This is a genomic window from Streptomyces sp. IBSNAI002 (genome assembly GCF_052244475.1).
Taxonomy (GTDB): Bacteria; Actinomycetota; Actinomycetes; order Streptomycetales; family Streptomycetaceae; genus Streptomyces.
In genome coordinates this window covers 5,248,154-5,272,944 of the sequence record NZ_JBQPXG010000002.1, presented here as the reverse complement: position 1 = coordinate 5,272,944, position 24,791 = coordinate 5,248,154, and the positions used below count along the sequence as shown (strand labels likewise).

Here is a 24,791-nt window from a genome sequence, read left to right as displayed (position 1 = left end):
CCCTTGTGCGCAGGTGCGCCTACTGGGCGGCGCTCAGGATCTCGCGCGCCAGCTTGGCGGTCTCGGTCGGCGTCTTGCCGACCTTCACGCCGGCGGCCTCGAGGGCCTCCTTCTTGGCCTGCGCGGTGCCGGAGGAGCCGGAGACGATGGCGCCGGCGTGGCCCATGGTCTTGCCCTCGGGGGCGGTGAAGCCCGCGACGTAGCCGACGACCGGCTTGGTGACGTTCTTCGCGATGAAGTCCGCCGCACGCTCCTCGGCGTCACCGCCGATCTCGCCGATCATGACGATCAGGTCGGTGTCGGGGTCGGCCTCGAACGCCTCGAGGGCGTCGATGTGCGTGGTGCCGATGACCGGGTCGCCACCGATGCCGACGGCCGAGGAGAAGCCGATGTCACGGAGCTCGTACATCATCTGGTAGGTCAGCGTGCCGGACTTGGACACGAGACCGATGCGGCCGGGCTTGGTGATGTCGCCCGGGATGATGCCGGCGTTGGACTGGCCGGGGGTGATCAGACCCGGGCAGTTCGGGCCGATGATCCGGGTCTTGTTGCCCTTGGCGGTCGCGTACGCCCAGAAGGCGGCGGAGTCGTGCACCGCGATGCCCTCGGTGATGACGACGGCCAGCGGGATCTCGGCGTCGATGGCCTCGACGACGGCGGCCTTGGCGAAGGCCGGCGGGACGAAGAGGACGGAGACGTTGGCGCCCGTCTTCTCCATCGCCTCGGCGACGGAGCCGAAGACCGGGACCTCGGTGCCGTCGAAGTCGACGGTGGTGCCGGCCTTGCGCGGGTTCACGCCGCCGACGATGTTGGTGCCGTCAGCCAGCATCAGCTTGGTGTGCTTCATGCCCGTGGCACCGGTCATGCCCTGGACGATGACCTTGCTGTCCTTGTTGAGGAAGATAGCCATGTGAGTCTGTGACCTCTGCCCTTACTTCGCAGCCGCGAGCTCGGCGGCCTTGTCGGCCGCGCCGTCCATGGTGTCCACGCGCTGCACCAGCGGGTGGTTGGCGTCCGAGAGGATCTTGCGACCCAGCTCGGCGTTGTTGCCGTCGAGGCGGACGACGAGGGGCTTGGTGACCTCTTCGCCCTTGTCCTTCAGCAGCTGGAGCGCCTGGACGATGCCGTTGGCGACCTCGTCGCACGCGGTGATGCCGCCGAAGACGTTGACGAAGACGGACTTGACGTCCGGGTCGCCGAGGATGATCTCGAGACCGTTGGCCATGACGGCGGCGGAGGCGCCACCGCCGATGTCCAGGAAGTTGGCGGGCTTGACGCCGCCGTGGTTCTCGCCGGCGTAGGCGACGACGTCGAGGGTGCTCATGACGAGACCCGCGCCGTTGCCGATGATGCCGACCTCACCGTCGAGCTTGACGTAGTTGAGGTTCTTCGCCTTGGCGGCGGCCTCGAGCGGGTTCGCGGCCGCGTGGTCCACGAACTCCTCGTGACCCGGCTGGCGGAACTCGGCGTTCTCGTCGAGCGAGACCTTGCCGTCGAGGGCGATGACGTCGCCGTTGGCGACCTTCGCGAGCGGGTTGACCTCGACGAGGAGCGCGTCCTCGGCGATGAAGGTCGCCCACAGGGTCACGAGGACCTCGGCGACCTTCTCGGCGACCTCGGCCGGGAACTGCGCCAGCGCGACGATCTCGCGGGCCTTCTCGATGGTCACGCCCTCGTTGGCGTTCACCGGGACCTTGGCGAGCTTCTCCGGGGTCTCCTCGGCGACCTGCTCGATGTCCATGCCGCCCGCGACCGACGCCATGGCGAGGAAGGTGCGGTTGGTCCGGTCGAGGAGGTACGAGACGTAGTACTCCTCGAGGATCTCGGGAGCAGTCTCGGCGATCATCACCTTGTGGACCGTGTGGCCCTTGATGTCCATGCCGAGGATGTCCGTCGCCCGGGCGACAGCCTCGTCCGGGGTGGCGGCCAGCTTCACGCCGCCGGCCTTGCCGCGGCCGCCGACCTTCACCTGCGCCTTGACGACCGACTTGCCGCCCAGCCGCTCGGTGGCCTCGCGAGCCGCCTCAGGCGTGTCGATGACTTCACCGGCCAGCACCGGTACACCGTGCTTGGCGAAGAGGTCCCTCGCCTGGTACTCGAACAGGTCCACGCGCGTCCGTCCCTTGTCTTTTTAAAGATTCGCAGTGATTCGCGGTTGTCTGCTATCTGCGTGGGCGTGCCGCGGAGGGCAACGTGACGGCGCTGTCACAAGGAAGGCGCACACGGTGACCGTGGACGCGGCATGTCCGTCCCGCAGGTTATCCCCGTGGGCCGTAGGTCCCTAAATCACAGATCACACCTGAGCGGTGATACCTGTCACAGATCGCCTCACGGTTGAGCTGGAACTTCGTGCGATCGGCCGATTCCCCGGAGGGCTCCCGCGCCCCCTCAGGGCACCGGCAGGGGCCGCTTTTCCAGGGCCGCGGCCATCACGTCGGGGAACAGGTCGGGGGTGCAGGCGAAGGCGGGCGCGCCGAGGCCGGCCAGGGCTGCGGCGTGCTCGTGGTCGTAGGCCGGGGCGCCCTCGTCGGACAGCGCGAGCAGGGTCACGAACTCGACCCCGGAGGCCTTCATCGCGGCGACCCGCTTCAGCATCTCGTTGCGTATGCCGCCCTCGTAGAGATCGCTGATCAGGACCACGACGGTGTCGGCGGGCCGGGTGATCCTGGACTGGCAGTGGGCGAGCGCGCGGTTGATGTCGGTGCCCCCGCCGAGCTGGGTGCCGAAGAGGACGTCGACCGGATCGTCGAGCTGGTCCGTGAGGTCCACGACGGCGGTGTCGAAGACGACGAGGCGGGTGGCGATCGAGCGCATGGAGGCCAGGACGGCGCCGAAGACGGAGGCGTAGACCACCGAGGCCGCCATCGAACCCGATTGGTCGATGCAGAGGATCACCTCTTTCTTCACCGATTGCGCCGCTCGGCCGTAGCCGATGAGCCGTTCGGGGACGACCGTGCGGTATTCGGGCAGGTAGTTCTTCAGATTGGCCCGGATCGTGCGGTTCCAGTCGATGTCGTGGTGGCGGGGACGGCTGACGCGGGCGGAGCGGTCCAGCGCGCCCGTGAGCGTGGCCCGGGTTCGCGCCCCGAGCTTCCTCTCCAGCTGCTCCACCACCGTGCGGACCACGGCCCGCGCCGTCTCCTTCGTGGTGTCGGGCATCGCCTTGTTCAGCGAGAGCAGGGTGCCGACCAGGTGCACGTCGGGCTCGACGGCCTCCAGCATCTCCGGCTCCAGGAGCAGCGCGGCCAGCCCGAGCCGCTCGATGGCGTCGCGCTGCATGACCTGGACCACCGAGGCGGGGAAGTACGTACGGATGTCCCCGAGCCAGCGCGCCACGTTCGGCGCGGACCCGCCGAGCCCCGCGGAGCGCGCCCCCGCCCCCTTCCGCGAGCCGCCCGCGCCCCCGCCGTACAGCGCCCCGAGCGCCGCGTCCATCGCCGCGTCCCGCCCGGCCGGCACGAAGCCCGTACCGTCCCCCTCTCCCCCGCCCAGCACCATCCGCCAGCGCCGCAACCGCTCGCCGCCGAGGTGCTCGGCAGCACCCTGCGCCGTGTCCGAACCGTTCATCAGCCCTTTCCCCCCTGCATCGATCGCATCCGTCACCACCGGCCCGCTCTCACCCTTCGGTCCCGCCGGAGGGCGAGAGCAGCATCCGGACCACGTCGAGCACCGCATCCGCACGGACCTCGTCCAGCTCCGCCCCGAACCCCGCGGCCCCCGCACCCGCCCGGGACGGCCCGGCGGAGCCGCCCGGCCCCCGGCGGACCAGCTCGCCCAGGGTCCGCTTCACCCCCGGCTCGTACGCCCCGAACGTCCGCCTCAGCAGGGGCAGCACGTCGGTGAACGCCCGCTCCGGCACCCCCGTCAGCCAGCCGTCGATCAGGCCCAGCAGCCGTTCGTCGTGGACCAGCAGGGTCCCGCCGCCCGAAGCGCCGCCCGCGAAGCCCTCGATCCAGCCCGCCGCGTCGGCCGGGTCGCCCGCCGGTGACAGCGCGAGGCCCATCAGCCGGGCCGTCTCCTCGGCCGGCAGCCGCCCGTCGTCGAGCAGCAGCCGGGCCGCGCGGCCGCGGATCAGGCCCGGCACGGTCTCCCGTCCGGCCAGCGTCCGCAGCACCGCGGACCACCGCTCGCGCAGCCCCTCGTCCGCGTCCGCCAGCAGCCCGACCGCCCCGTGCACCCCGTCCACGTGGCCGCGCAGCTCCGCCGCCGCGTCGGCGTCGAGCCCGGTGGTGCAGGCGGGCGGCAGGGCCACGCATATCCGCTCGGCGAGCCCGGCCGCCACCGTGCCGAGGGCCGCCGCGTCGGTGCCCCGGACGTCCCCGTACCGCAGCGAACGGGCCAGCGCCGGCAGGGCCTTGGCGAGCCGCGCCACATCGGTGTCCAGCGCGGCCCGGTCCGCGAGCGCCCGCAGGACGGCGGGCAGCGCCTCGGACAGCCCGGCGAGCAGGCACCGTTCGGCGAGGGCGGTGACCTCGCCCAGCTCCGCGGCGCCGGCCGCGTCCGCCTCCGCCTTGGCGGTGGCCGCCGCCAGCACGGTGGTGCCCCAGATCCCGGCCTCCGCGACCCGCACCGACAGCTCCGGCTCCCAGCGGAGCCGCCAGGTCTCCCGGAAGGTCCCCGTGCTGCCCCGGGACGCGGTGGGTATGCCCCAGTCGATGCCGAGCAGCCTCAACCGGTGGAGCAGCAGCGACTTGGCCGCGTCGGTCTCCTTGCGCAGGTCGAGCTCCAGCTCGCGCTCCTGCGCCTCGGCCTTGAGCCGCAGCGAGCGCTGCCGGCGGGTGAGGTCGCGCTGGAGCGGTACGGCGGGGGCCGTGTCCGGGACCTCCCCGAGTACGTCCCCGATGACGAGCCGGTCCTCGATCAGCGCGAGCGGTACGTCGGATCCGTCGCACATCACCGCCCGGACCGCCTCCAGGGTCTCCGTCAGCCCGGGCAGCGGTCTGCCGCGCATCGCGGCCAGCGTCTCCGCCAGCCGGACCGCCTCGATGACGTGCGCCGAGGAGACCTGCCGGTCCTCCTCCCGGAGCAGCCCGGCGACCTTGGTCAGCCACCGCTCGACGGGCCGGTCCCGGGCCGCGAAGAGGTGGGCGTACCAGCCGGGCGAGGTGATCCCGGCGCCGTATCCGCCGGCCCGGGCCAGTCTGCGGTGGGTCCAGGGCACCCAGGTGGTCTCCACCTTGACCTTCGGCAGGCCGGTGAGCAGCGCCTTGTCGGCGGCGGCGGTGGCCTTGGCCCGCAGCGCCGGGACGTGCCAGGCCCCGCACACCACGGCGTAGGCGTCGCCGAACTCCCGGCGGGCGGCCCGCATCCGCTGCCGCATGTACGCCTCGCGCACGAGGTCGCGGGCGCGGCCGCCGGCGCCGTACGGGTGGCCCCCCTCGCGCAGCGCGCCCATGGCCTCCCCGAGCACCTCGAACGCGGCGAGCGGGTCGGGCACGGCCCCGGTGCCCCGGTGCTCGACCACGTCCTCCCACCAGCGCTCGGGGTCGTCGTACCCGGCGGCCCCGGCGAGCACCGCGAGGGGGTCCACCCGTACGGAGTCGGGCTGCCCGCCCTCCCCCTCCTCGTCGTCGTCTTCCCGGTGGGCCAGGGTGTGGGCGGCCGGGAGGTCCATGAAGCGCACCGGTACGCCCGCCTCCTGCGCCCAGCGGATCGCGGTCCACTCCGGGGAGAAGGCGGCCAGCGGCCAGAACGCGGCGCGGGCGGGGTCGTCCGCGGCGTGTGCGAGGAGCGCCACGGGCGGCCGCATCCCGGGGTCGGCGGCCAGTGCGAGCAGTGCGTCCCCCTCGGGCGGTCCCTCGATGAGCACGGCCGCCGGCCCCGCCGCGTCGAGGGCGGCGCGCACGGCGCGGGCGGAGCCGGGCCCGTGGTGCCGTACGCCGAGCAGCAGCGGGCTCATACCGTCACCTCCCGGCAGGCCCGGTAGAAGTCCTTCCAGCCGTCCCGCTCGCGGACCACGGTCTCCAGGTACTCCTGCCAGACCACCTTGTCGGCGGCCGGGTCGCGGACGACGGCTCCGAGGATCCCGGCGGCCACGTCGGAGGGGCGGAGCACGCCGTCCCCGAAGTGGGCGGCCAGGGCCAGGCCGCCGGTGACGACGGAGATGGCCTCGGCGGTGGACAGGGTGCCGCTGGGCGACTTCACCTTCGTGCGGCCGTCGCCGGTGACTCCGTCGCGCAGCTCGCGGAAGACGGTGACGACGCGGCGGATCTCCTCCAGGCCCTCGGGCGCGGCGGGCAGGTCGAGGGCGCGGCCCATCTGGTCGACGCGGCGGGCGACGATGTCGACCTCGGCGTCGGCGGTGGCGGGCAGCGGCAGGACGACGGTGTTGAAGCGCCGGCGCAGGGCGCTGGAGAGCTCGTTGACCCCGCGGTCGCGGTCGTTGGCGGTGGCGATGAGGTTGAAGCCGCCCACGGCCTGCACCTCTTCGCCGAGTTCCGGTATCGGCAGGGTCTTCTCGGACAGGACGGTGATGAGGGTGTCCTGGACGTCGGCGGGGATGCGGGTGAGCTCCTCGACGCGGGCGGTCATGCCGTCGGCCATGGCCCGCATGACGGGGCTGGGGACGAGGGCCTCGCGGCTGGGGCCGTGGGCGAGCAGGCGGGCGTAGTTCCAGCCGTACCGGATGGCCTCCTCGGGGGTTCCGGCGGTGCCCTGGACCAGGAGCGTGGAGTCTCCGCTGACGGCTGCGGCGAGGTGTTCGGAGACCCAGGTCTTCGCGGTGCCGGGAACGCCGAGGAGGAGGAGGGCGCGGTCGGTGGCCAGTGTGGTGACGGCCACTTCGACGATGCGGCGCGGCCCGATGTACTTGGGTGTGATCGCCGTGCCGTCGTCGAGGGTGCCGCCGAGCAGGTAGGTGGCCACGGCCCACGGGGAGAGCTTCCAGCGGGCCGGGCGGGGCCGGTCGTCCGCGGCCGCCAGGGCTTTCAGTTCGTGTGCGAAGGCGTCTTCGGCGTGCGGTCGCAGTGCCTGGTTTCCGCGGTCGTCCTCGGGCGTGGTCATGGTCCCCCTCCAATGCTCGGCAGCCGCTCCCGACTGCTGTTCCAACGGTGCACCACACCACTGACAACGCCCCTTGTTCGAGGCGTTGTTGCAGGTCAGGGCGATTGTCAGTGGGGGTCCGTACGGTGGTTCACATGACTGAGCAGGGGGTCCGCTGGACGGCGGAACAGGTACTGGCTCTGGCTCCTGACGATGCCTCGCGAAAGGCGGGGGGCAGACTCGGCGGGGCGGGGCCGTGGTTGCAGATCGGAGGTTCCGCTTCCGGTTCTGTATGGGGGTTGTGCAAGGGCAGCGGCAGCAAGCCGTACCGCACGGTCGTTGACCTGGCGGGGCCGGCGTACAAGTGCTCCTGCCCGAGCCGGAAGTTCCCGTGCAAGCACGCGCTGGGCCTGCTGCTGCTCTGGTCCGCGGAGGGGGCGGGCGAGCCGGGAGAGCCGCCGGAGTGGGCCGCGGAGTGGCTGGCGGACCGTGCGGCGAAGGCCGCGCGGCCGGCCGCCCCGGCGGGCCGGCCGGTGGACGAGGAGGGGGCCCGGCGGCGGGCCGCGCGGCGGGCGGCCCGGATCGGGGCGGGCGTCACCGAGCTGGAGCAGCGGCTGGCCGACCTGCTGCGCGGCGGTCTCGCCGGGCAGGAACAGGCGGGTTATGCGGCCTGGGAGGAGACGGCCGCCCGGATGGTAGACGCCCAGGCTCCCGGACTGGCCGGTCGGGTAAGGGAGTTGGGCACGATACCCAGTTGCGGCCCCGGCTGGCCCGCCAGGATGCTGGAGGAGGCGGCGCTGCTGCACCTGCTGGACCGGGCCTGGCTGGGCGTGGCGGCACTGCCCGAAGAGCTGGCCGCGACGGTGCGCAGCCGCGTGGGACTGCCGGCCTCCGGGGAGGGGGAGGCCGTACGGGACCGCTGGCTGGTGCTGGCCCAGTACGACTCGGTGTCGCCGGACGGCAGGCTCACCACCCGCCGGATATGGCTGCGCGGGCTGGCGAGCGGGCGGCCGGCCCTGGTGCTGGACTTCGGCCCGCCCGGGCGGGCTCCGGGGCTGGCACTGCCGGTGGGACTGGTGCTGGAGGCGGAAGTCCGCTTCCGGCCCGGGTCGGCGGGGCTGCGGGCGGATCTGGGGGAGAGACCCTCGGCGGCCGTGCCGTGCGCGGAGGTTCCCGCCGCGGTGAGCACGGGGGCCGCGCTGGAGGCCTACGGGGCGGCACTGCGGGCGGACCCGTGGCTGGAGTCCTGGCCGGTGGTGCTCGGCCCGGTGATCCCGATACCGGGGGAGCTCGGCTGGCAGCTGGCGGACGCGGGGGGCGACTCCGCGCTGCCGGTGCCCGTCACGGGGGCGGGCAGCCGCTCGCGCGGCGGCCTGTGGCAGCTGGCCGCGTTGTCGGGCGGGGGCCCGGTGACGGTGTTCGGGGAGTGCGGCCACCGCGGCTTCACCCCGCTGACCGCCTGGCAGCCGGGCTCGCCCGAGGCGGTGTCGCTGGCCTGATCCCAGGCTCGGCGCAGCAGGAATTCACAACGGAATCGACAGGGGCCTGGGGACACGTGTGCCGTCACGAAGGGGCGGCACGGACGGGGAAGGACGCGGCGGCGCGGGGGCGCCGTCGTGTGATGACGAGAGGCCGGGGGGCTTGCATGAACGACAACCACGCCAGTTGAGCGCAGTTGAACGGGGCACCGACTGCTCCGGTCCCGCGGAGGGGGCGGGACCGGAGCGCTGAGAGTGACGACGGACGAGTGCCGAGGGACGAGTGTCGAGGGAGGGGTCCGATGGGCAAGCGCGACGAGGGATACGGGGACTGGGAGGAGCTGGTCGCTGCGGCGCTGCTGGGCACCGGCCGGCGCCGGGGCGGGGGCCCGGCCGGCTCGCCGCAGGCCCTGCTGGACGCGGCGGCCGTGCACACCGTGCGGCGCCGGGCCGGGCTGCGGCCGGCCGAGGCCGGCCCACTCCCGGATCCGGCGACCCGGGACCCGCGTCCGGTGCCACCGGCCGCGGCCCGGCAGCGGCTCGCGCAGCTGCTGGCCGGCCGGACGGGCGCGGGCAGCGGCGGCCGCCGCGGCGCGGCCCCTGACCTGACGGAACTGCTGCCGCAGTGGCTGGCCGCGGCCGGCCGGCACGGATACCGCTCACCGGCGGCGCTCGTCCCCGCGCTGCTGGACGCGGCCCGGGCCCGTACGGACCTGCGGCCGCAGGCGCTCGCGCTGGCAGGGGCGCGGGGGCGGTGGCTGGCGCGGCTGAATCCGGACTGGCGGTTCGCGCTGCGAGGTGGGACCGGCGGAGCCGGGGAGCTGCCGGACGTGACCGACCGGTCCGGGGTGGAGCGGCTCTGGCAGGAGGGGCTGTTCGCGGAGCGGGTGGCCCTGCTGGGCACCGTACGGGCGCACGACGCGGCGGCCGCGACGCACCTGCTGGCGACGACCTGGGCCACGGAGCGGGCCGAGGACCGGTTGATGTTCCTCGATTCGCTGCGGGCGGGCCTCTCGGACGGCGACGAGCCGTTCCTGGAGGCGGCCCTGGGAGACCGCAGCCGCAATGTCCGGGCAACCGCGGCCGAGTTGCTGTCGGCGCTGCCGGGCTCGGCGCTGGCGGGTCGCATGGCGGAGCGCGCCCTGGCCTGCGTGGGACCGGAGGGGGTCAATCCGCCGGCGGCGTGCGATACGGGGATGCTGCGGGACGGGGTGATCCGCACCCCGCCCGCGGGGCGGGGCGAGCGGGCCTGGTGGCTCGGCCAGTTGGTGGAGTCGGCCCCGCTGTCCTGCTGGCCGGAGCGGTTCGGGGGACTCGACCCGGCGGAGATAGTGGCGCTGCCGGTGGCAGAAGGCGATTCCTGGCGGGAGGAACTGCACGCGGCGTGGTGCCGGGCGGCGGTGCGCCAGCGCGACGCGCGGTGGTCGCGGGCCCTGCTCGGTGAGCCGTCCGCGCCGCCCGCGGCCGGCCCGGGCACGGCCTCGCTCGCGGAGCGCGCCAAGCTGCTGGAGACCCTGCCCGACGGGGAACGGGCGGAGTGGGTCGCGCGGTTCATACGGGCCCACGGCCTGTCGGAGGCGTTCCAGCTGCTCGGGGTGTGCGTGGTGCCGTGGGCCGGGGAGCTGGGGCGGGCCGTGGTGGACGCGCTGGATTGCGCCCGGGAGGCGGGCAGTTACCCGTGGAGCTTCAGCGGGGTGATGGGGCTGGCGGAGCGCTGCCTTGATCCTGCGGAGGCCGGGCGGCTGGAGGCCGCGGCCGTCGGGGCCGATGCCGGGGAGCCGGGGGATGCGGCGGGTGGGGCCGCAGCGTACTGGGCCGAGGCCTTTCAGCGGCTGGTCGCCACCCTTCGCCTCCGCGAGACCATGCTCGCGGAGCTGACCCCGGCCTGAGCCGCTCCGGGCTCCGGCGCCGGGTCGCGCGGGGCGAGCCGGGCCGGGGCGGGCAGAGCAGGGCTCCGCCCTGACGCGGGTGCGGCCGCGCCGCCCGGTCGGGCCCGGCCCGGCCCGGCCCGGCCCGGCCCGGCCCGGCCCGACCCGGCCCTGGTCAGTGCCTGCGGCGGCTACTGGCGGACGTTCGCCCGGACCCAGTCGACGATCGAGGTCGTCGTCGCGCCCGGGGTGAAGATGGCGGCCACGCCCTTCTCCTTGAGGGGGGCGATGTCGTCCTCGGGGATGATGCCGCCGCCGAAGACCTGGATGTCCTCCGCGTCACGCTCCTTGAGGAGTTCCAGGACGCGCACGAACAGCGTGTTGTGCGCGCCCGAGAGGATCGAGAGGCCGATCGCGTCGGCGTCCTCCTGGATGGCGGTGTCCACGATCTGCTCGGGGGTCTGGTGGAGGCCGGTGTAGATGACCTCCATGCCCGCGTCACGCAGCGCACGCGCGATCACCTTCGCGCCGCGGTCGTGGCCGTCGAGACCCGGCTTGGCCACCACCACACGGATCGGACCGGTCACACCCATCGCACTGCCTCCCGAGTGAACGAACGTTAAGTACAGCATCGCGCACGCTCCCGTTTCGCGGTCAACCAGGAGGGGGAAATCACACGTGGGACGGCATTGCGCCACCGTGCCGACAGCCGAACGGCACGGTGGCGCCACGGTCGGCGTCAAGACCACAGTCCCAAGGGGCTGAGGGGAGAGCGTCAATGGGGTTGTACATACCCGTGTCGATTCCCGCCTCCGGCGCCGCGCTCCGGGCCGGCGCGCTCGAGGTGGTGGTGCTCGGCGGACACCTCCTCCTGTACCCCACCGGGGTGTGCCAGGAGAAGGCCGCCGCCGGCCGGCCCGCGACACGCCCGCCCGCGACCCGCCCGCCCGTCCTACTCCTCCACGGGTTCACCGACAACCGCTCGGTCTTCGTCCTGCTGCGCCGCGCCCTCGGGGCGGACGGCCTGCGGCACGTGGAGGCGTACAACTACTCGCCCTTCACCCGCGACCTGCGCGTCACGGCCCGCCATCTGGCCCGGCGCGTCGAGGAGCTGTGCGAGCGCACCGGGCAGGACCGGGTGGACCTGGTCGGGCACAGCCTGGGCGGGCTGGTCGGCCGGTACTACGTCCAGCGCCTCGGCGGCGACGCCCGCGTCCGGACCCTCGTCACGCTCGGCACCCCGCATTCCGGCACGCGGATCGCCCCCTTCCTCGACGCGCACCCGCTCATGCGGCAGATGCGCCCCGGCTCCGAGGTGCTGGCCGAGCTGGCCGAGCCCGCGCCCGGATGCGCCACCCGGTGCGTGTCGTTCTGGAGCGAGTTCGATGCCGTGATGACGCCCGCAGGGACGGCCCGGCTCGAACACCCGGATCTACGCGTGGAGAACGTGCAGGTCACCGGCATCGGGCACCTCGCCTTGGCCGTCCACCCCACCGTGATCGCGGCCATCCGACGCGTCCTCGACGGCATCGGACCGGCCTCGGCGGCCGCCCCGGGAACCGCCTCCGTCGCCTAGACAACAACCGGCGAGAAGTCGAACGAATTTCGAACTCAAGGCCAAGGCTGCGTCTTCACGCGACCGAAAGAGGGCCGAATGCCCGGTTCCACGAACAAGGAAACCCTTCGAAGATTGTCGTTGCCAGTAACCGCCGGGTACAGTCACGCCACTGCTCTCCTCCGGTGAACCCCGAGTTCCCCGGCCACCCAGGCCCCCCAATGCCGAGGCGAAAGAGAAGTTGGTGAACGACCGCCCCTCGCCGGGCCAGTACCCGGATCCCGGGTATGACGGCCTTGCCACCACCACTTTCGCTGGTGACTCGACCTACGTTTCCTATGAAACGCAGGGCCAGGGGGTCAACTACGCTGCATACGGCTCCTATGAGACCGGCGCGTACGACACCACGGCATGGAATTCCCAGGACGCCTACCTGTCCACGATCCCCTCCCAGGGCCTGCCCGCGGACGGGACCGGTCAGTGGGATACGAGTGCGTGGAGCACGGCCGGCACGGACCAGTCCGGTTACACGCAGTACGAGCCGGCCGTCTCCTTCGGGTACGACACCTCCGGCGAGCAGACCGGGCACTGGGCGATGCCGGGCTACGGGACCGAGACCGGGGCGTACGACGCCACCGCGTGGAACACGGTCACGGAGACGCAGGCACAGCCCCAGGCCGACACCGCGTACGAGTACGAGTACGCATACCGGCCCGCGCAGCCCGAGTACGCGCAGGAGTACACGTACGAGGCCGCGCCGACGACCGTCGCGGACTACGCCTACGAGGTGCACATCCCGGCGCAGGACGTCGTCGGCGAGTCGTACGAGGAGACCGCCGTCTTCGAGCTGGTCACCGACGCGGCGGCCGCAGTGGCCGAGGCGCCGGAGGTCCACGACCTCCCCACCCAGTCCATGCCCGTCACCTCCGCCTCCGTGCCGCGCGCCGCGCGCCGGACCTCCGCCAAGGGCAGTGCCAAAGCGGGCGGCGGCGCCAACAGCCGCCGCCGGACCCCTGCGAAGCGCTCCGCCCTGCTGACCGTGGCCGTGCCCTCCGCCTGCGTGATGGGCGTCGCGGGTGTCGCTGCCGCCTCCGTCGGCGGGCTCACCGGCACGGAGAAGCCCGCCGACGACACCACCACGATGGCCGCGCCCGACCCGGCCTCGGTGAAGCCCGTCGCGGCGAACACCAAGCTCGACACCCAACTGGCAGCGCTCAGCGCCGACGCGGGAGACTTCGCGGACCGCGCGAGCCGTACGCAGGAGCGCATCGACCTGCGCGAGCGCCAGGAGGAGGAGAAGAAGCGGAAGGCCGAGGAGGCCGCGGCCAAGGAGGCCGCGCGCCCCAAGTTCGCGATCCCCGTCGAACAGCGCGGCCTCAGCGCCAACTTCGGCCAGTCCGGCGGCATGTGGATGTCCGTGCACACCGGCATCGACTTCCCGGTCGCCTACGGCACCCCGGTCATGGCCGCCACCGACGGCACCGTGCGCACCCAGTACAACAGCGCCTACGGGAACATGGCCATAGTCACCGCGCCCGACGGCACCGAGACCTGGTACTGCCACCTCAGCAGCACCAAGATCCGCGGCGGCAAGGTCAAGGCCGGCGACGTCATCGCGTACTCCGGCAACTCCGGCAACTCCACCGGACCGCACCTCCACTTCGAGGTCCGGCCCGGAGGCGGAGCGGCGATCGACCCCCTGGCCTGGCTCCGCAGCCACGGCCTGGACCCGAACTAGCCGACAGCCTCAGCGGCGACCCCGGCACAGGCCGTGGGCGCGGCAACGGCCGCGCCCACCACCTCGGCCCACCACCTCGGCCCACTTCGGCCGCGCCTACAGCTTCTGCACCGGCGCGTAGCGCAGCAGCAGCCGCTTCGGCTTGTCGTCGCCGAAGTCGATGGTGGCCTGCGCGTCCGCGCCCGCTCCCCTGACCTCCATGACGGTGCCGAGCCCGAACTGGTCGTGCGTCACCCGGTCCCCGACCACCAGCGCGATCACCGGCTTGTCGGCGGCCCGGCGCGTGGCGAACCCCGAGGGGCCGGACTTCGTGCGCGACGATGACAGGAAGGCCTCCGGCGAGGTGCCGAACGACGCCTTGCCACCGCCCGAGCCGCGGATCGGCCCGGCCGGCTTCTGGGCCGCGCCCGTGCGCTTCCACTGGAGGTACTCCGCCGGGATCTCCTCGAGGAACCGCGACGGCGGGTTGTACGAGGGCGTGCCCCAGGCACTGCGCATCGAGGACCGGGTCAGGTACAGCCGCTCGCGCGCACGCGTGATGCCGACGTACGCGAGACGGCGCTCCTCCTCCAGCTCCTTGGTCTGGCCCAGCGACCGCATGTGCGGGAAGACCCCGTCCTCCATGCCGGTCAGGAAGACCACCGGGAACTCCAGGCCCTTGGCGGTGTGCAGGGTCATGAGCGTGATGACGCCCGTGCCCTCGGTGTCCTCGTCGGGGATCTGGTCGGAGTCGGCCACCAGCGCGACCTGCTCCAGGAACTCGGCGAGCGTCCCGGGCCCCGCGGCGCCGGCCGCCGGGGTGTCCGCCTGGTCCCGCGCCTGCTCGAACTCCAGGGCGACCGCCGCCAGTTCCTGGAGGTTCTCGATCCGCGTCTCGTCCTGCGGGTCGGTCGAGGCCTGGAGTTCGGCGAGGTAGCCGGTACGCTCCAGCACCGCCTCCAGCACCACCGCCGGGCCCGCGCCCGAGTCGACGATCGTGCGGAGCTCTTCCATCAGGACGTTGAAGCGCTTCACCGCGTTCGTGGAGCGCGCGGCCATGCCGAAGGCCTCGTCCACGCGCTTCAGCGCCTGCGGGAAGGTGATCTTCTCGCGCATCGCGAGGGCGTCGATCATCGCCTCGGCGCGCTCGCCGATGCCGCGCTTGGGCACGTTCAGGATGCGGCGGAGCGGGACGTTGTCCTCGGGGTTGGCGAGGACGCGCAGGTACGCGAGGACGTCGCGGACCTCCTTGCGCTCGTAGAAGCGGACGCCGCCGACGACCTTGTAGGGCAGCCCGACCCGGATGAAGATCTCCTCGAACACGCGCGACTGCGCGTTGGTCCGGTAGAAGATCGCGACGTCCCCGGCCTGGGCGTCCCCGGCGTCGGTGAGCCGGTCGATCTCGTCGGCGACGAACTGCGCCTCGTCGTGTTCGGTGTCGGCGACGTAGCCGGTGATGACCGCGCCGGTGCCGGCCTGGGTCCACAGGTTCTTGGCGCGGCGGTTCTCGTTGCGCTCGATGACCGCGTTGGCGGCGGAGAGGATCGTCTGCGTGGAGCGGTAGTTCTGCTCGAGCAGGATCGTCGTCGCGTCCTTGTAGTCCTCTTCGAACTGGAGGATGTTGCGGATGGTCGCGCCGCGGAAGGCGTAGATCGACTGGTCGGCGTCACCCACCACGCACAGTTCGGCCGGGGGCAGGTCCGGGTAGCCGGTGCCGACCAGCTCGCGCACCAGCGTGTACTGGGCGTGGTTGGTGTCCTGGTACTCGTCGACCAGTACGTGCCGGAAGCGGCGCCGGTAGTGCTCGGCGACGTCCGGGAACGCCTGGAGCAGGTGGACCGTGGTCATGATGATGTCGTCGAAGTCGAGCGCGTTGGCCTCGCGCAGCCGCCCCTGGTACATCCCGTACGCCTGGGCGAGCGTCTTCTCGAATCCGTCGACGGCCTGGTCGGCGAAGGCCTCCGCGTCGATCAGCTCGTTCTTCAGGTTCGAGACCTTGGCGTTGAAGGCCTTGGGCGGGAACTTCTTCGGGTCCAGGTCCAGGTCGCGGCAGACGAGCGCCATCAGGCGCTTCGAGTCGGCCGCGTCGTAGATCGAGAACGAGGAGGTGAAGCCGAGCCGCTTCGACTCGCGGCGCAGGATGCGGACGCACGCGCTGTGGAAGGTGGAGACCCACATGGCGTTGGCGCGCGGGCCGACCAGGCCCTCCACGCGCTCCTTCATCTCGCCGGCGGCCTTGTTGGTGAAGGTGATCGCCAGGATCTGGCCGGGGTGGACGTTCCGCGCGGACAGCAGGTGTCCGATGCGGTGGGTCAGCACCCGGGTCTTGCCGGAGCCCGCGCCGGCGACGATGAGCAGCGGCGAGCCCGCGTGCACCACCGCCGCGCGCTGCTGCTCGTTCAGCCCGTCCAGGAGCACCGCCGGGTCGATGACGGGCTTGGGGGCGCCGTCCCGGTAGTACGCGTCCCCGGACATGGGTACGTCGAACCTGCCCTCGAAGAGGTCGTCCGCCCCCTGCTCCGGGGCGGCGTGGTCCTCGGGCGGCGGCGGGACCTCGTCGGAGGGGGTGAGGTCCGCCAGGAAACTGTCGTCAAAGAGGCTGCTCATCGCATTCCGAGTCTAGGGGGCGGGACCGACAGCCGGTCCCGGGCCCGGAAAATCGCCCACGGCCAGGGCCAGCAGTCCGGGGAAGCGCTGCTCCAGGTCCTCGCGGCGCAGGGTCAGGAAGAGTCTGCGGCCTTCGGGCCGCTGGCGGATCACCCCGGCCTCGCGCAGGGTGCGCAGGTGGTGGGTGACGGTGGAGCGCGGGAGTCCGGTGGCCACGGCCCCGCAGAAGACCTCGGCCCCGGCGCCGGAGAGGGTCCGGACGATCTCCAGCCGGACGGGGTGGCCGAGGGCCGCCAGGACCTCGACCAGCTCGATCCGGGCGGCGTCGGGGTGGTGGAGTTCTCCGGCGGCCATGGGCCAACTGTACGCAAAAGCCGTACGGACACGGGCCCGCCGTCGGGGCCCTCCCGGCCGCCCGTACGCTCGACGCCATGGACGTACTCATCGATGTCTTCGTCGGCCTGCACATCATCGGGATCGCCTCGCTCCTCGGCGGGTTCCTGACCCAGATGAAGGCGATGAGCGCGGGCACCGCCCGGTTCGTGCCCGCCATGCTGCACGGCGCGCTCACCATGCTCGTCACCGGCGTGCTCCTGGTGGGCTTCAACGAGATGGACGGCTCCGCCGTCAACAACGTCAAGATCGGCGTGAAGCTGGCGGTCCTCTTCGTGATCCTCGCCCTCGTCTACGTCAAGCGTGACGAGGAGCGCGTGGAGAAGGCGCTGTTCGGCGCGGTGGGCGGTCTGACCGTGGTCAATATCTTCATCGCCGTCCTCTGGCACTGATCCGCTTCGGTCCCGGGCAGCCAACCGCGATCGCATCAGGACACTTGCGATCATCTCGTCATCTGCCCGTTACCTCCGGGTCTAGCGTCCTCCTCCAAGCACCGAGAGAGGAAGGACGTGAGGCCCTCGTGGCCAGTCATCGAAAGCCCAGGCAGCGCCCGCTCTCCGGCGGCACCGTACGGACCGCCGCCACTCTCGCCCTCGCGGGCGCTGCCACCGCCACCGCCTTCGAAGGCACCTCCCAGGCCGCCCCCCGCCCCACACCCGCGCAGGTCGAGGCGGAGGTGGACCGGCTCTACGAGGAGGCCGAGGCCGCGACCGAGCGGTACAACGGGGCGAAGCAGAAGGCCGACGAGGCCGAGCGGGCGCTGGAGGGCCTGCGCGACGAGACCGCCCGCAAGACCGACCAGCTCAACGCCGCCCGCGGCACGCTCGGCTCGCTCGCCGCCACCCAGTACCGCCGGGGTTCCCTGGGGACCGCCGTACAGCTCGCCATGGCGGCCGACCCGCAGGAGTACCTCTCCCAGGCCTCCTTCATCTCCCGCGCCGGGGACCGCAGCGCCGCGGGGATCAGCTCGGTGCGCCGCCGGCTCGACGAGGTCGGCAAGCTGAAGGAGCAGGCCGCCGGACGCCTCGCCGACCTGCGTGCACAGCGGGACGAACTGGCCGGGCACAAGGCCGAGATCGAGGGCAAGCTGGCGACCGCCAAGCAGCTCCTGGCGAAGCTGACCGCCGAGCAGCGCGCCGCGTACGAGGCCCGCTCGGGCGGCGGCGCCCCCGCGGCCGGCCCGCATTCCGCGCCCCCGCCGCCGGCGCCCTCGGACGGTTCGCGGGCGGCCCGCGCCGTGGCCTTCGCGCACGGGGCGATCGGGAAGCCGTACGTCTGGGGCGCGACGGGCCCGGGATCCTTCGACTGCTCGGGGCTGACCCAGGCGGCCTGGCGCTCGGCGGGGGTGTCCCTCCCCCGCACCACCTACACCCAGATCAACGCGGGCCGGCGCGTCTCCCGCGACCAGCTGGCCCCCGGCGACCTGGTGTTCTTCTACTCCGGGGTCACCCACGTCGGCCTGTACATCGGCAACGGCCAGATGATCCACGCACCGCGCCCCGGATCGACGGTCCGCGTGGCCCCGATCGACTCGATGCCCTGGGCGGGTGCCTCGCGCCCCGCCTGACCGCGCCCCGCCTGACCGCGCGACGGCGCGAGCGGACCGGGCGGACCGGGCAGCTCTACGGCGCCTTGACCGTCTTGCTCAGCCAGTCGAAGGTCTGCGGCAGCTGCTTCGACCACGAGTCGAGGTTGTGCCCGCCGGTCACCTTCTCGGCGTGCACCACGGTCGGGCTCTTCGCGATCGCCTTGAGGTCCGTGCCCGACAGGTATCCGTCGTGTTCCGCCCCCGACATCCACAGCGAGACCGCCGGCGGCGTGGGCGCGGTCTGCAGCACGTGCTTCAGATTGTGCGTACGGCGCAGTTCCGGATCCTGGGCGACCAGCGAGGACGGCTCCTGGCCCGGGTCGTTGTAGCCGGACAGGGAGACGGCCGCGCTGTAGCGGTCGGGGTGGTTGATCGCCAGCTTCGCGGCGCAGTAGGCCCCGGCCGAGTACCCGGCCACGCCCCAGGTGCGGGCCTCCTCCGAGACCCGGAAGTTGTCGACGACCATCTTGCGGACGTCGACGCTGAACCAGCTGTCGGCGTTGACCTTGCCCGGCAGGTTGGCGCAGCCGGTGTCGGCGTTGCCCAGCAGCATGGCGCGCGGCGAGACCAGGATGAACGGCTGCACCTTGCCGCTCTTCATCAGCGGCTCCAGCACCTCGTGCGCCTTGAGCCCCTGGAACCAGGACTTGCCCGTCCCCGGGATGCCCGGGATCAGCTCGACCACGGGGAACTTCTTGTCCTTGTAGGCCGGGTCGTCGTACTGGGGCGGCAGCCACACCATGACGTCGCCCCTGACCCCGGAGACCTTGCCGTCGAGCTCGGTCTTCTGGACGCGGCCCCCGAGGCCCTCCACGGGCTGGAAGGCCTGCTTCACCTTGGGCGCGGCCTCGGCCTTCTTCCCGCCGAGCCCGTCCGGGCCGAGGTCGGGAGCGGCGGTGACGTACGTGCCGGTGCCGAGCAGGTCCCCCCACGAGGCGTAGAAGTTCATGTCCCGGTTGACCCCGATGAACACCAGCGCGATGGCAGTGACCTGTGCGAACACCACCATCAGGGCGCGGGAGGCCACGCGTACGACGGCAGGGCCGCGCATCTTGCTCCACACGGCCAGCGGCAGGACGACGGCGATCACGGTCAGGGCGACCACCGTCGCGAAGAGGGGGGTCCCCGTCAGGCTCATCACGGCAACGTAGAGGGCCGCACGGCCCGCCCCGGTTGCCCTCACGGCCTGCGGCATGGATCACATCGGGGGGTCCCCCGCGGCTACACCAGCCGGCGGGCCGTCGCCCAGCGGGTCAGCTCGTGCCGGTTGGAGAGCTGGAGCTTGCGCAGGACGGCCGAGACGTGCGACTCCACCGTCTTGACGGAGATGAAGAGCTGCTTGGCGATCTCCTTGTACGCGTAGCCGCGCGCGATGAGCCGCAGCACCTCGCGCTCGCGCTGGGTCAGCCGGTCCAGGTCCTCGTCGACGGGCGGGGCGTCCGTGGAGGCGAAGGCGTCGAGCACGAAGCCCGCCAGCCGCGGCGAGAACACCGCGTCCCCCTCCTGCACCCGGAAGACCGAGTTCACCAGGTCGGTGCCGGTGATCGTCTTGGTGACGTAACCGCGCGCGCCGCCCCGGATGACACCGATGACGTCCTCCGCCGCGTCCGACACGGACAGCGCCAGGAACCGCACCTGGTTCTCGGCCGCCGCCATCAGCGGGGCGCAGCGCCGCAGCACCTCGACCCCGCCGCCGCCGGGCAGGTGCACGTCCAGCAGGACGACCTCGGGCCGGGTGGCGGTAATGACGGTGACGGCCTGGTCCACGTCTGCGGCCTCGCCGACGACCTCGACCCCGGTCCGCTCGGTCTCGCCGATCTCGGCCTGTACGCCGGTGCGGAACATCCGGTGGTCGTCGACGAGCACCACCCGGACCCGCCTGCCGGTCTGCGTCACCGCGTTGTCCTCGGTCATGCTGTGTTCGCCGCCCTCTCCATCTCCAGCTCGACTTCCGTGCCGCCGTCGGGCGCCGACCGCAGCCGCGCGGTCCCGCCGTTGCGCTGCATCCGGCCGATGATCGATTCTCGTACGCCCATCCGGTCGTCCGGTACGGCGTCGATGTCGAAGCCCGGTCCGCGGTCCCGTACGGACACGAACACCGTCTGCCCCTCCACCTCCGCGTACACCTGTACCGGGCCTCCCTCGCCACCGTACTTGGCGGCGTTGACCATCGCCTCGCGCGCGGCCTGGATCTGCGCGGCCAGACCCTCGTCGAGCGGGCAGTCGCCGACGACGACGACCTCGATGGGGACGCCGTGGTGGTCCTCCACCTCGGCGGCGGTCTTCTTCACGGCCTCCGCCAGGGTGGCCGGCTCCTCGTCCTCGTCCTTGCCGGTGCCCTCGGGCTTGTACAGCCAGTTCCGCAGTTCCCGCTCCTGGGCACGCGCCAGGCGGCGCACCTCCCCGACGTCCTCGGCGTTGCGCTGGATCAGGGTGAGGGTGTGCAGCACCGAGTCGTGCACGTGGGCGGCGACCTCGGCGCGCTCCTGGGCGCGGATGCGCATCAGCCGCTCCTCGGAGAGGTCCTGGGTCATCCGGATCAGCCAGGGCCCGGCGAGCAGTGCGACGCCGACGAGGACGGCGAGGGTGGCGGTGAGGACGTTGCCGAGCTGGGCCGCGGAGCCGCGTACGACGATGAAGACGGTGAGGCCGACACCGACCAGGGCCACCCCGGCGAGCGCCCGGGCCGCCTGGAGCAGCCGCCCGTGCCGTCCGGCGGCCTCGGTCCAGTGGGCCCGGCGGGCGTTGTCGGCCTGCCGCCATACGAGGACCACCCCGGCCCCGACCAGCAGCGTCGGCCACACGTACCGGCCGGAGGCGCCGCCGACCTGGACCTGCGAGATGAAGATGCCCGCGCCGATGCACAGCGCGATCAGCGCGCTGATCTGCCCCTTGTCGGGTTTGCGCAGGCGGCGGGTGCCGTCGGGCAGGGTCTCGAAGTACGAGCGGTGCCCGCTGCGGCCGCCGACGCCCAGCGGTACGAACACCCAGAACGCGGCGTACAGCAGCACGCCGAGCCCGTCGCCCCACATGAACAGGCCGAGGAAGGCCAGCCGGACCCAGACGACCGGCAGCCCGAGGTGCCCGGCGAGCCCGCGTGCGACTCCGCCGAGCATCCGGCCGTCGGCGCTGCGGTAGAGCTTGCGCTGCGGCACCTCGTCGACGTCGGGGGCGTGCGGGGTACGGGAAGCGGCGGCTGCGGGCATGGCACCAGGGTCACACGCGCGGAAGCCGCCCGGCATCAGGGCTGCCCCCCAGATCGGCCCGGGGGATATCAGGGTTGTGCCAGGGTCGGGCCCGGTGCCGCGGGCCGCCGCGGGCCGTCACCATGGACACATGACCGAAGTACACGACGCCCCGCCGGAGCCCGGGGCGCCCCAGGCACCCGAAGTCCGGCCTCCGCTGCGCCGCAGCAAGCGCGACAAGGTCCTGGCGGGCGTGTGCGGGGGGCTGGGCCGGTACTTCGACCTGGACCCGGTGGTCTTCCGGATCGTGCTGGGCGTCCTCGCGGTCACCGGCGGCGTCGGCCTGATCTTCTACGGCTTCGCGTGGCTGCTGCTCCCCCAGGAGGGGGAGGAGGACAGCGAGGCGAAGAAGATGCTGACCGGCCGCGTCGAGGGCGCCACCCTCGCCGCGGTGTTCGCCGCGCTGGTCGGCTGCGCGCTGTTCCTGTCGATGCTGGACAACGGCGTTCTCGCCGTCTTCTCGGTGCTGGTGATCCTGGCGCTGGGCGGAGCCTCGTACTGGTCGCAGCGGCGGCGGACCGCCGGCCCGGTGGAGGCCGAGGCCCCCGCACCGCAGGAGACGAAGGCGCCGCCGGAGACGAAGGCCCCGCCCGCCCCGGGCGGCCCGTCGTGGTGGCGGGACCCGCTGGTCAAGGACGGCACCACCGGCCCGGTCGGGGCGACGGGGTACCTGTGGGGCCCCGCCGACTCCCCCGTCCCCGAGCGGCCGGGCGCCGCACCGGCCGCGGCCGCCGCCACGAAGGAGCCGCCCGCTCCGGCCCGTCCGCGCGGCGGCATCGGCGGCCGGGTCTTCGTCCTGGCGCTGATCGCCGGGATCACCGCGGCGAGCGCCAAGTGGCAGGGGCATCCGCTGGGCGAGGCCCTGCAGGCCGCACTGGCCGCCGCGCTCGTCGTCTTCGGCCTCGGTCTCGCCGTCAGCTCCCTGCTGGGGCGCACCGGCTTCGGCACGATCGTGCTGGCCGTGCTCACCTCGGGGCTGCTCGCGGTGGCCGCCGTACTGCCCCGGGAGATCGGCACGGACTGGCGGGAGACCGCGTGGCGGCCGGCCGCGGTGGCCGACGTACGGCCCGAGTACGAGGCGGGGACCGGCCTCGCCACCTTGGACCTGAGCCGGCTGGACGTGCCCAAGGGCACCACCCTGGCCGTCCGGGCCTCCGTGGACGCGGGGCGGCTGAAGGTGATCGTGCCCCGCGAGGTGACGGCCGAGGCCGATGTGACCATCCGTCTGGGCGACATCCAGATGCCCGGGGACACGAGCGAGGACGTACGGGTCCGCGGCGGCGGCGAACACCGGCGGGCGACCCTCTCGCCCGAGGCCGGCACCGAGGCCGGCGGGACGATCGAGCTGCACCTGAACGCGGGTGTGGGACAGGTGGAGGTGGCCCGTGCGGCGTCATGAGTTCCAGCCGGGACGGCTGATCGCGGGACTGGCCCTGCTGGCCGCGGGCGTGCTGTACCTGCTCGACAGCAGCGGCGAGGCCGACCTGCCCTGGTTCCTGGTCATCCCGCTCACGGTGGGCGGGCTCTCGCTCGCCGCCCTGACCGGGATGGTGACCTACGCCGTCAGGCGCGACCGCCGCGACCAGCGCGACCCGATCAGCGAGTCCAGGGACCAGTAGGGCGCACCGGCGATGACCAGCGGGATCCAGGCGATCATGTAGATCAGGTCGTTGCCGTAGTAGTACGGGGTCACCGCCCACGAAACGGTGAGCCACAGGCTGAGCGCGATCAGCGCTCCGCCGGCGGCCGCGATCCGGGTCAGCAGGCCGGCCAGCGTCCCGAGGCCGACGAGGATCTCCCCGATGGCCAGGGCGACGGCGAAGCCGACGGGGGCCTCCAGGGCCATGTCCACCATGGCGGGGATCGCGGAGGTGTCGCGCACCCCCGTCATCAGCTCCCCGATGGAGCCGGTGCCGGAGGCGGAGAGGAAAGCGGAATCGGTCAGCTTGTCCACGCCCGCGTAGACGAAGGTCACGCCGAGGAAGATCCGCAGGGGCAGCAGTGCGTAGTCGGCCGCGCGTGCCTTCGGCGGGCGGACTGCGGACGCGTCTGTCGAGACATCAGTTCGGGTCACGCGACATGTGTACCCCGATCACTCCGCCACGTCGATGATGCACCGGTTGGATTCCACCCCGGCGGCGGTGACCACCTGGATGTCGATCCGCCCCGGCTCGACCTCGGCCGGCACCGGCACCGTCAGCACCGTGTCGGAGGGATTGGTGAATCCGCCCGGCACCGGAACCAGCGGCACGTGCACGTGCACCGCCCCGATCCGCACCACCAGCCGGGCCAGCATCTCCGGTGTCTGCGCCCCGGGCGGCACGAAGCCCACCCCCCGGATCTCGATGTCGTCCCCGGGCCGGACCGCCGCGTCCAGGTCGCCGGGCTCCCGTCTGCGCACCACCGACAGCACCAGCGGGCGGCTGCCCTCCGCGTACTTGGCCGCCAGGTACACCGCGGCCGACAGCGCCACCAGCAGGGCCAGGGCCCAGGGCAGCTGCGGCAGCCGGTCCGGGAAGCGGGCCAGCGACGCGGCCGCGTAGACCAGCACCACCGTGGAGACGAGCACGTACTGCGTGTCCGGGAAGCTGCCGCGGCCCGCGTCGTCCGTCAGCAGGTCCACCCCGCGCGGCCGGTCGGCCGGCAGCTTCTGCAGGCGCTGGCCCATGATCCGTACGGAGACCACCCGGCGCACCACCACGGCCACCACCGAGGTCAGCGAGACCACCGCGAGCAGGGGCAGCGCCCGGTCCAGGGCGAACCCCGCGTACAGGGCCTGCCGTTCGGGGCCCGGCGCCGAGGCCGCCAGCCGCAGCGCGGGCAGCAGGCCGGCGAACGCCGTCAGCACCACCCAGGCGCTCGGCACCGCCTTGGAGGTGGACAGCCGGTTGTCCTCGCCGACCAGCGGGGCCAGCAGCCCGCCGCGCACCGACTGGGCGCGGGCCGCGACGGTCAGCAGCCCGGCCAGGACCAGGGCGGCCAGCAGCCCGGCGGTGCGGGCCGTGGACCAGCCGGTGCCGAGCGCGGTGGCGACCTGGACCAGGAGCAGCACCCCTGCGGCGATCCACACGCCGAGCACGGCCCGCCGCGAGAACAGGTACAGCCAGGAGTTCCCGGCCTCCCGGCCCCGGTCGGCGACGGTGCGGGCCGACAGGGTCAGTTCGTCGGAGACCCACTGCCGGGACGCTCCGAGCGAGTGGGCCACGGCGGCGGGCAGCCCCTGTCCGGCGGCGAACTCGTCGCGCTTCTCCAGGAAGGCGGCCACGGCCCGGCGGTGCCCTTCCCGTGCGCAGTCGTCGCATGCGCAGGCCGCGGTGTGAGTACCCCGGGACATCTCTTGGACAGCCACGTGCGTGCCG

At 73.0% G+C, this 24,791-nt stretch carries 21 protein-coding genes; 8 read left to right on the top strand and 13 right to left on the bottom strand.

Annotated elements, in window-relative coordinates; genetic code table 11:
* Positions 1-19: 19 nt before the first annotated feature.
* The 5 genes from sucD to ACTVZO_RS25560 form a co-directional block, all read right to left on the bottom strand.
* Positions 20-910, bottom strand: coding sequence for a succinate--CoA ligase subunit alpha (sucD, locus tag ACTVZO_RS25580; protein ID WP_385065385.1), 891 nt, complete (start codon positions 908-910; stop codon positions 20-22).
* Positions 911-931: 21 nt separating this feature from the next.
* A complete protein-coding gene (gene sucC, locus ACTVZO_RS25575) occupies positions 932-2,110 on the bottom strand; it encodes an ADP-forming succinate--CoA ligase subunit beta (RefSeq protein WP_361771006.1) in 1,179 nt (392 codons plus the stop codon).
* A gap of 278 nt (positions 2,111-2,388) precedes the next feature.
* Positions 2,389-3,567 (bottom strand): VWA domain-containing protein, encoded by a 1,179-nt coding sequence (locus tag ACTVZO_RS25570; RefSeq protein WP_443300580.1) that lies wholly within the window; start codon positions 3,565-3,567, stop codon positions 2,389-2,391.
* Between the two features lie 49 nt (positions 3,568-3,616).
* Positions 3,617-5,899, bottom strand: a complete 2,283-nt coding sequence (locus ACTVZO_RS25565) for a DUF5682 family protein (RefSeq protein WP_443300579.1) — start codon at positions 5,897-5,899, stop codon at positions 3,617-3,619.
* Entirely contained in the window at positions 5,896-7,002 is a 1,107-nt protein-coding gene (locus ACTVZO_RS25560; RefSeq protein WP_443300578.1) for an ATP-binding protein, read from the bottom strand. The genes ACTVZO_RS25565 and ACTVZO_RS25560 overlap by 4 nt, the downstream gene beginning before the upstream one ends.
* 134 nt (positions 7,003-7,136) lie before the next feature.
* Between ACTVZO_RS25560 and ACTVZO_RS25555 the strand changes: the two genes are divergently transcribed.
* Both ACTVZO_RS25555 and ACTVZO_RS25550 read left to right on the top strand, forming a co-directional pair.
* Positions 7,137-8,480: an SWIM zinc finger family protein gene (locus ACTVZO_RS25555; protein WP_443300577.1), complete on the top strand. Its 1,344-nt coding sequence runs from the start codon at positions 7,137-7,139 to the stop codon at positions 8,478-8,480.
* Positions 8,481-8,761: 281 nt separating this feature from the next.
* Positions 8,762-10,348: a DUF5691 domain-containing protein gene (locus ACTVZO_RS25550; protein ID WP_443300576.1), complete on the top strand. Its 1,587-nt coding sequence runs from the start codon at positions 8,762-8,764 to the stop codon at positions 10,346-10,348.
* A 170-nt stretch (positions 10,349-10,518) separates the two neighbouring features.
* Here the strand turns inward: ACTVZO_RS25550 and ACTVZO_RS25545 are convergent, their stop codons facing one another.
* Positions 10,519-10,920, bottom strand: a complete 402-nt coding sequence (locus ACTVZO_RS25545; RefSeq protein ID WP_443300575.1) for a cobalamin B12-binding domain-containing protein — start codon at positions 10,918-10,920, stop codon at positions 10,519-10,521.
* Positions 10,921-11,105: 185 nt separating this feature from the next.
* Between ACTVZO_RS25545 and ACTVZO_RS25540 the strand changes: the two genes are divergently transcribed.
* Complete coding sequence (locus ACTVZO_RS25540) at positions 11,106-11,903, top strand: esterase/lipase family protein (RefSeq protein WP_443300574.1); 798 nt, start codon at positions 11,106-11,108, stop codon at positions 11,901-11,903.
* A 223-nt stretch (positions 11,904-12,126) separates the two neighbouring features.
* Positions 12,127-13,620 carry a M23 family metallopeptidase gene (locus ACTVZO_RS25535; protein WP_443300573.1) on the top strand — a complete coding sequence of 498 codons (1,494 nt, stop codon included), beginning with the start codon at positions 12,127-12,129 and terminating at the stop codon, positions 13,618-13,620.
* Between the two features lie 96 nt (positions 13,621-13,716).
* Here the strand turns inward: ACTVZO_RS25535 and pcrA are convergent, their stop codons facing one another.
* Both pcrA and ACTVZO_RS25525 read right to left on the bottom strand, forming a co-directional pair.
* Complete coding sequence (pcrA, locus tag ACTVZO_RS25530; RefSeq protein WP_443300572.1) at positions 13,717-16,206, bottom strand: DNA helicase PcrA; 2,490 nt, start codon at positions 16,204-16,206, stop codon at positions 13,717-13,719.
* 12 nt (positions 16,207-16,218) lie between these two features.
* Positions 16,219-16,560, bottom strand: a complete 342-nt coding sequence (locus ACTVZO_RS25525; protein WP_443300571.1) for an ArsR/SmtB family transcription factor — start codon at positions 16,558-16,560, stop codon at positions 16,219-16,221.
* 77 nt (positions 16,561-16,637) lie between these two features.
* Between ACTVZO_RS25525 and ACTVZO_RS25520 the strand changes: the two genes are divergently transcribed.
* Together ACTVZO_RS25520 and ACTVZO_RS25515 are read left to right on the top strand one after the other, a co-directional pair.
* Positions 16,638-16,991, top strand: a complete 354-nt coding sequence (locus tag ACTVZO_RS25520) for a hypothetical protein (protein WP_443300570.1) — start codon at positions 16,638-16,640, stop codon at positions 16,989-16,991.
* Positions 16,992-17,119: 128 nt separating this feature from the next.
* A complete protein-coding gene (locus ACTVZO_RS25515) occupies positions 17,120-18,166 on the top strand; it encodes an NlpC/P60 family protein (RefSeq protein WP_443300569.1) in 1,047 nt (348 codons plus the stop codon).
* Positions 18,167-18,221: 55 nt separating this feature from the next.
* Here ACTVZO_RS25515 and ACTVZO_RS25510 read toward each other — a convergent pair whose 3' ends face one another.
* The 3 genes from ACTVZO_RS25510 to ACTVZO_RS25500 form a co-directional block, all read right to left on the bottom strand.
* A complete protein-coding gene (locus tag ACTVZO_RS25510) occupies positions 18,222-19,325 on the bottom strand; it encodes an alpha/beta hydrolase (protein WP_443300568.1) in 1,104 nt (367 codons plus the stop codon).
* Positions 19,326-19,408: 83 nt separating this feature from the next.
* Complete coding sequence (locus tag ACTVZO_RS25505) at positions 19,409-20,101, bottom strand: LuxR C-terminal-related transcriptional regulator (protein WP_443300567.1); 693 nt, start codon at positions 20,099-20,101, stop codon at positions 19,409-19,411.
* Positions 20,098-21,393, bottom strand: a complete 1,296-nt coding sequence (locus ACTVZO_RS25500; protein WP_443300566.1) for an ATP-binding protein — start codon at positions 21,391-21,393, stop codon at positions 20,098-20,100. The genes ACTVZO_RS25505 and ACTVZO_RS25500 overlap by 4 nt, the downstream gene beginning before the upstream one ends.
* 130 nt (positions 21,394-21,523) lie before the next feature.
* On the opposite strand from ACTVZO_RS25500, the gene ACTVZO_RS25495 reads away from it, so the two are divergent.
* A complete protein-coding gene (locus ACTVZO_RS25495) occupies positions 21,524-22,831 on the top strand; it encodes a PspC domain-containing protein (RefSeq protein ID WP_443300565.1) in 1,308 nt (435 codons plus the stop codon).
* Positions 22,818-23,051, top strand: coding sequence for a hypothetical protein (locus ACTVZO_RS25490; RefSeq protein ID WP_443300564.1), 234 nt, complete (start codon positions 22,818-22,820; stop codon positions 23,049-23,051). Before ACTVZO_RS25495 ends, ACTVZO_RS25490 begins: the two co-directional genes overlap by 14 nt.
* Here the strand turns inward: ACTVZO_RS25490 and ACTVZO_RS25485 are convergent.
* Complete coding sequence (locus ACTVZO_RS25485; RefSeq protein ID WP_443300563.1) at positions 22,988-23,506, bottom strand: TQO small subunit DoxD; 519 nt, start codon at positions 23,504-23,506, stop codon at positions 22,988-22,990. The two genes, ACTVZO_RS25490 and ACTVZO_RS25485, sit on opposite strands and share 64 nt — an antisense overlap.
* An 18-nt stretch (positions 23,507-23,524) precedes the next feature.
* Positions 23,525-24,781 (bottom strand): hypothetical protein, encoded by a 1,257-nt coding sequence (locus tag ACTVZO_RS25480; protein ID WP_443300562.1) that lies wholly within the window; start codon positions 24,779-24,781, stop codon positions 23,525-23,527.
* Positions 24,782-24,791: the final 10 nt, after the last annotated feature.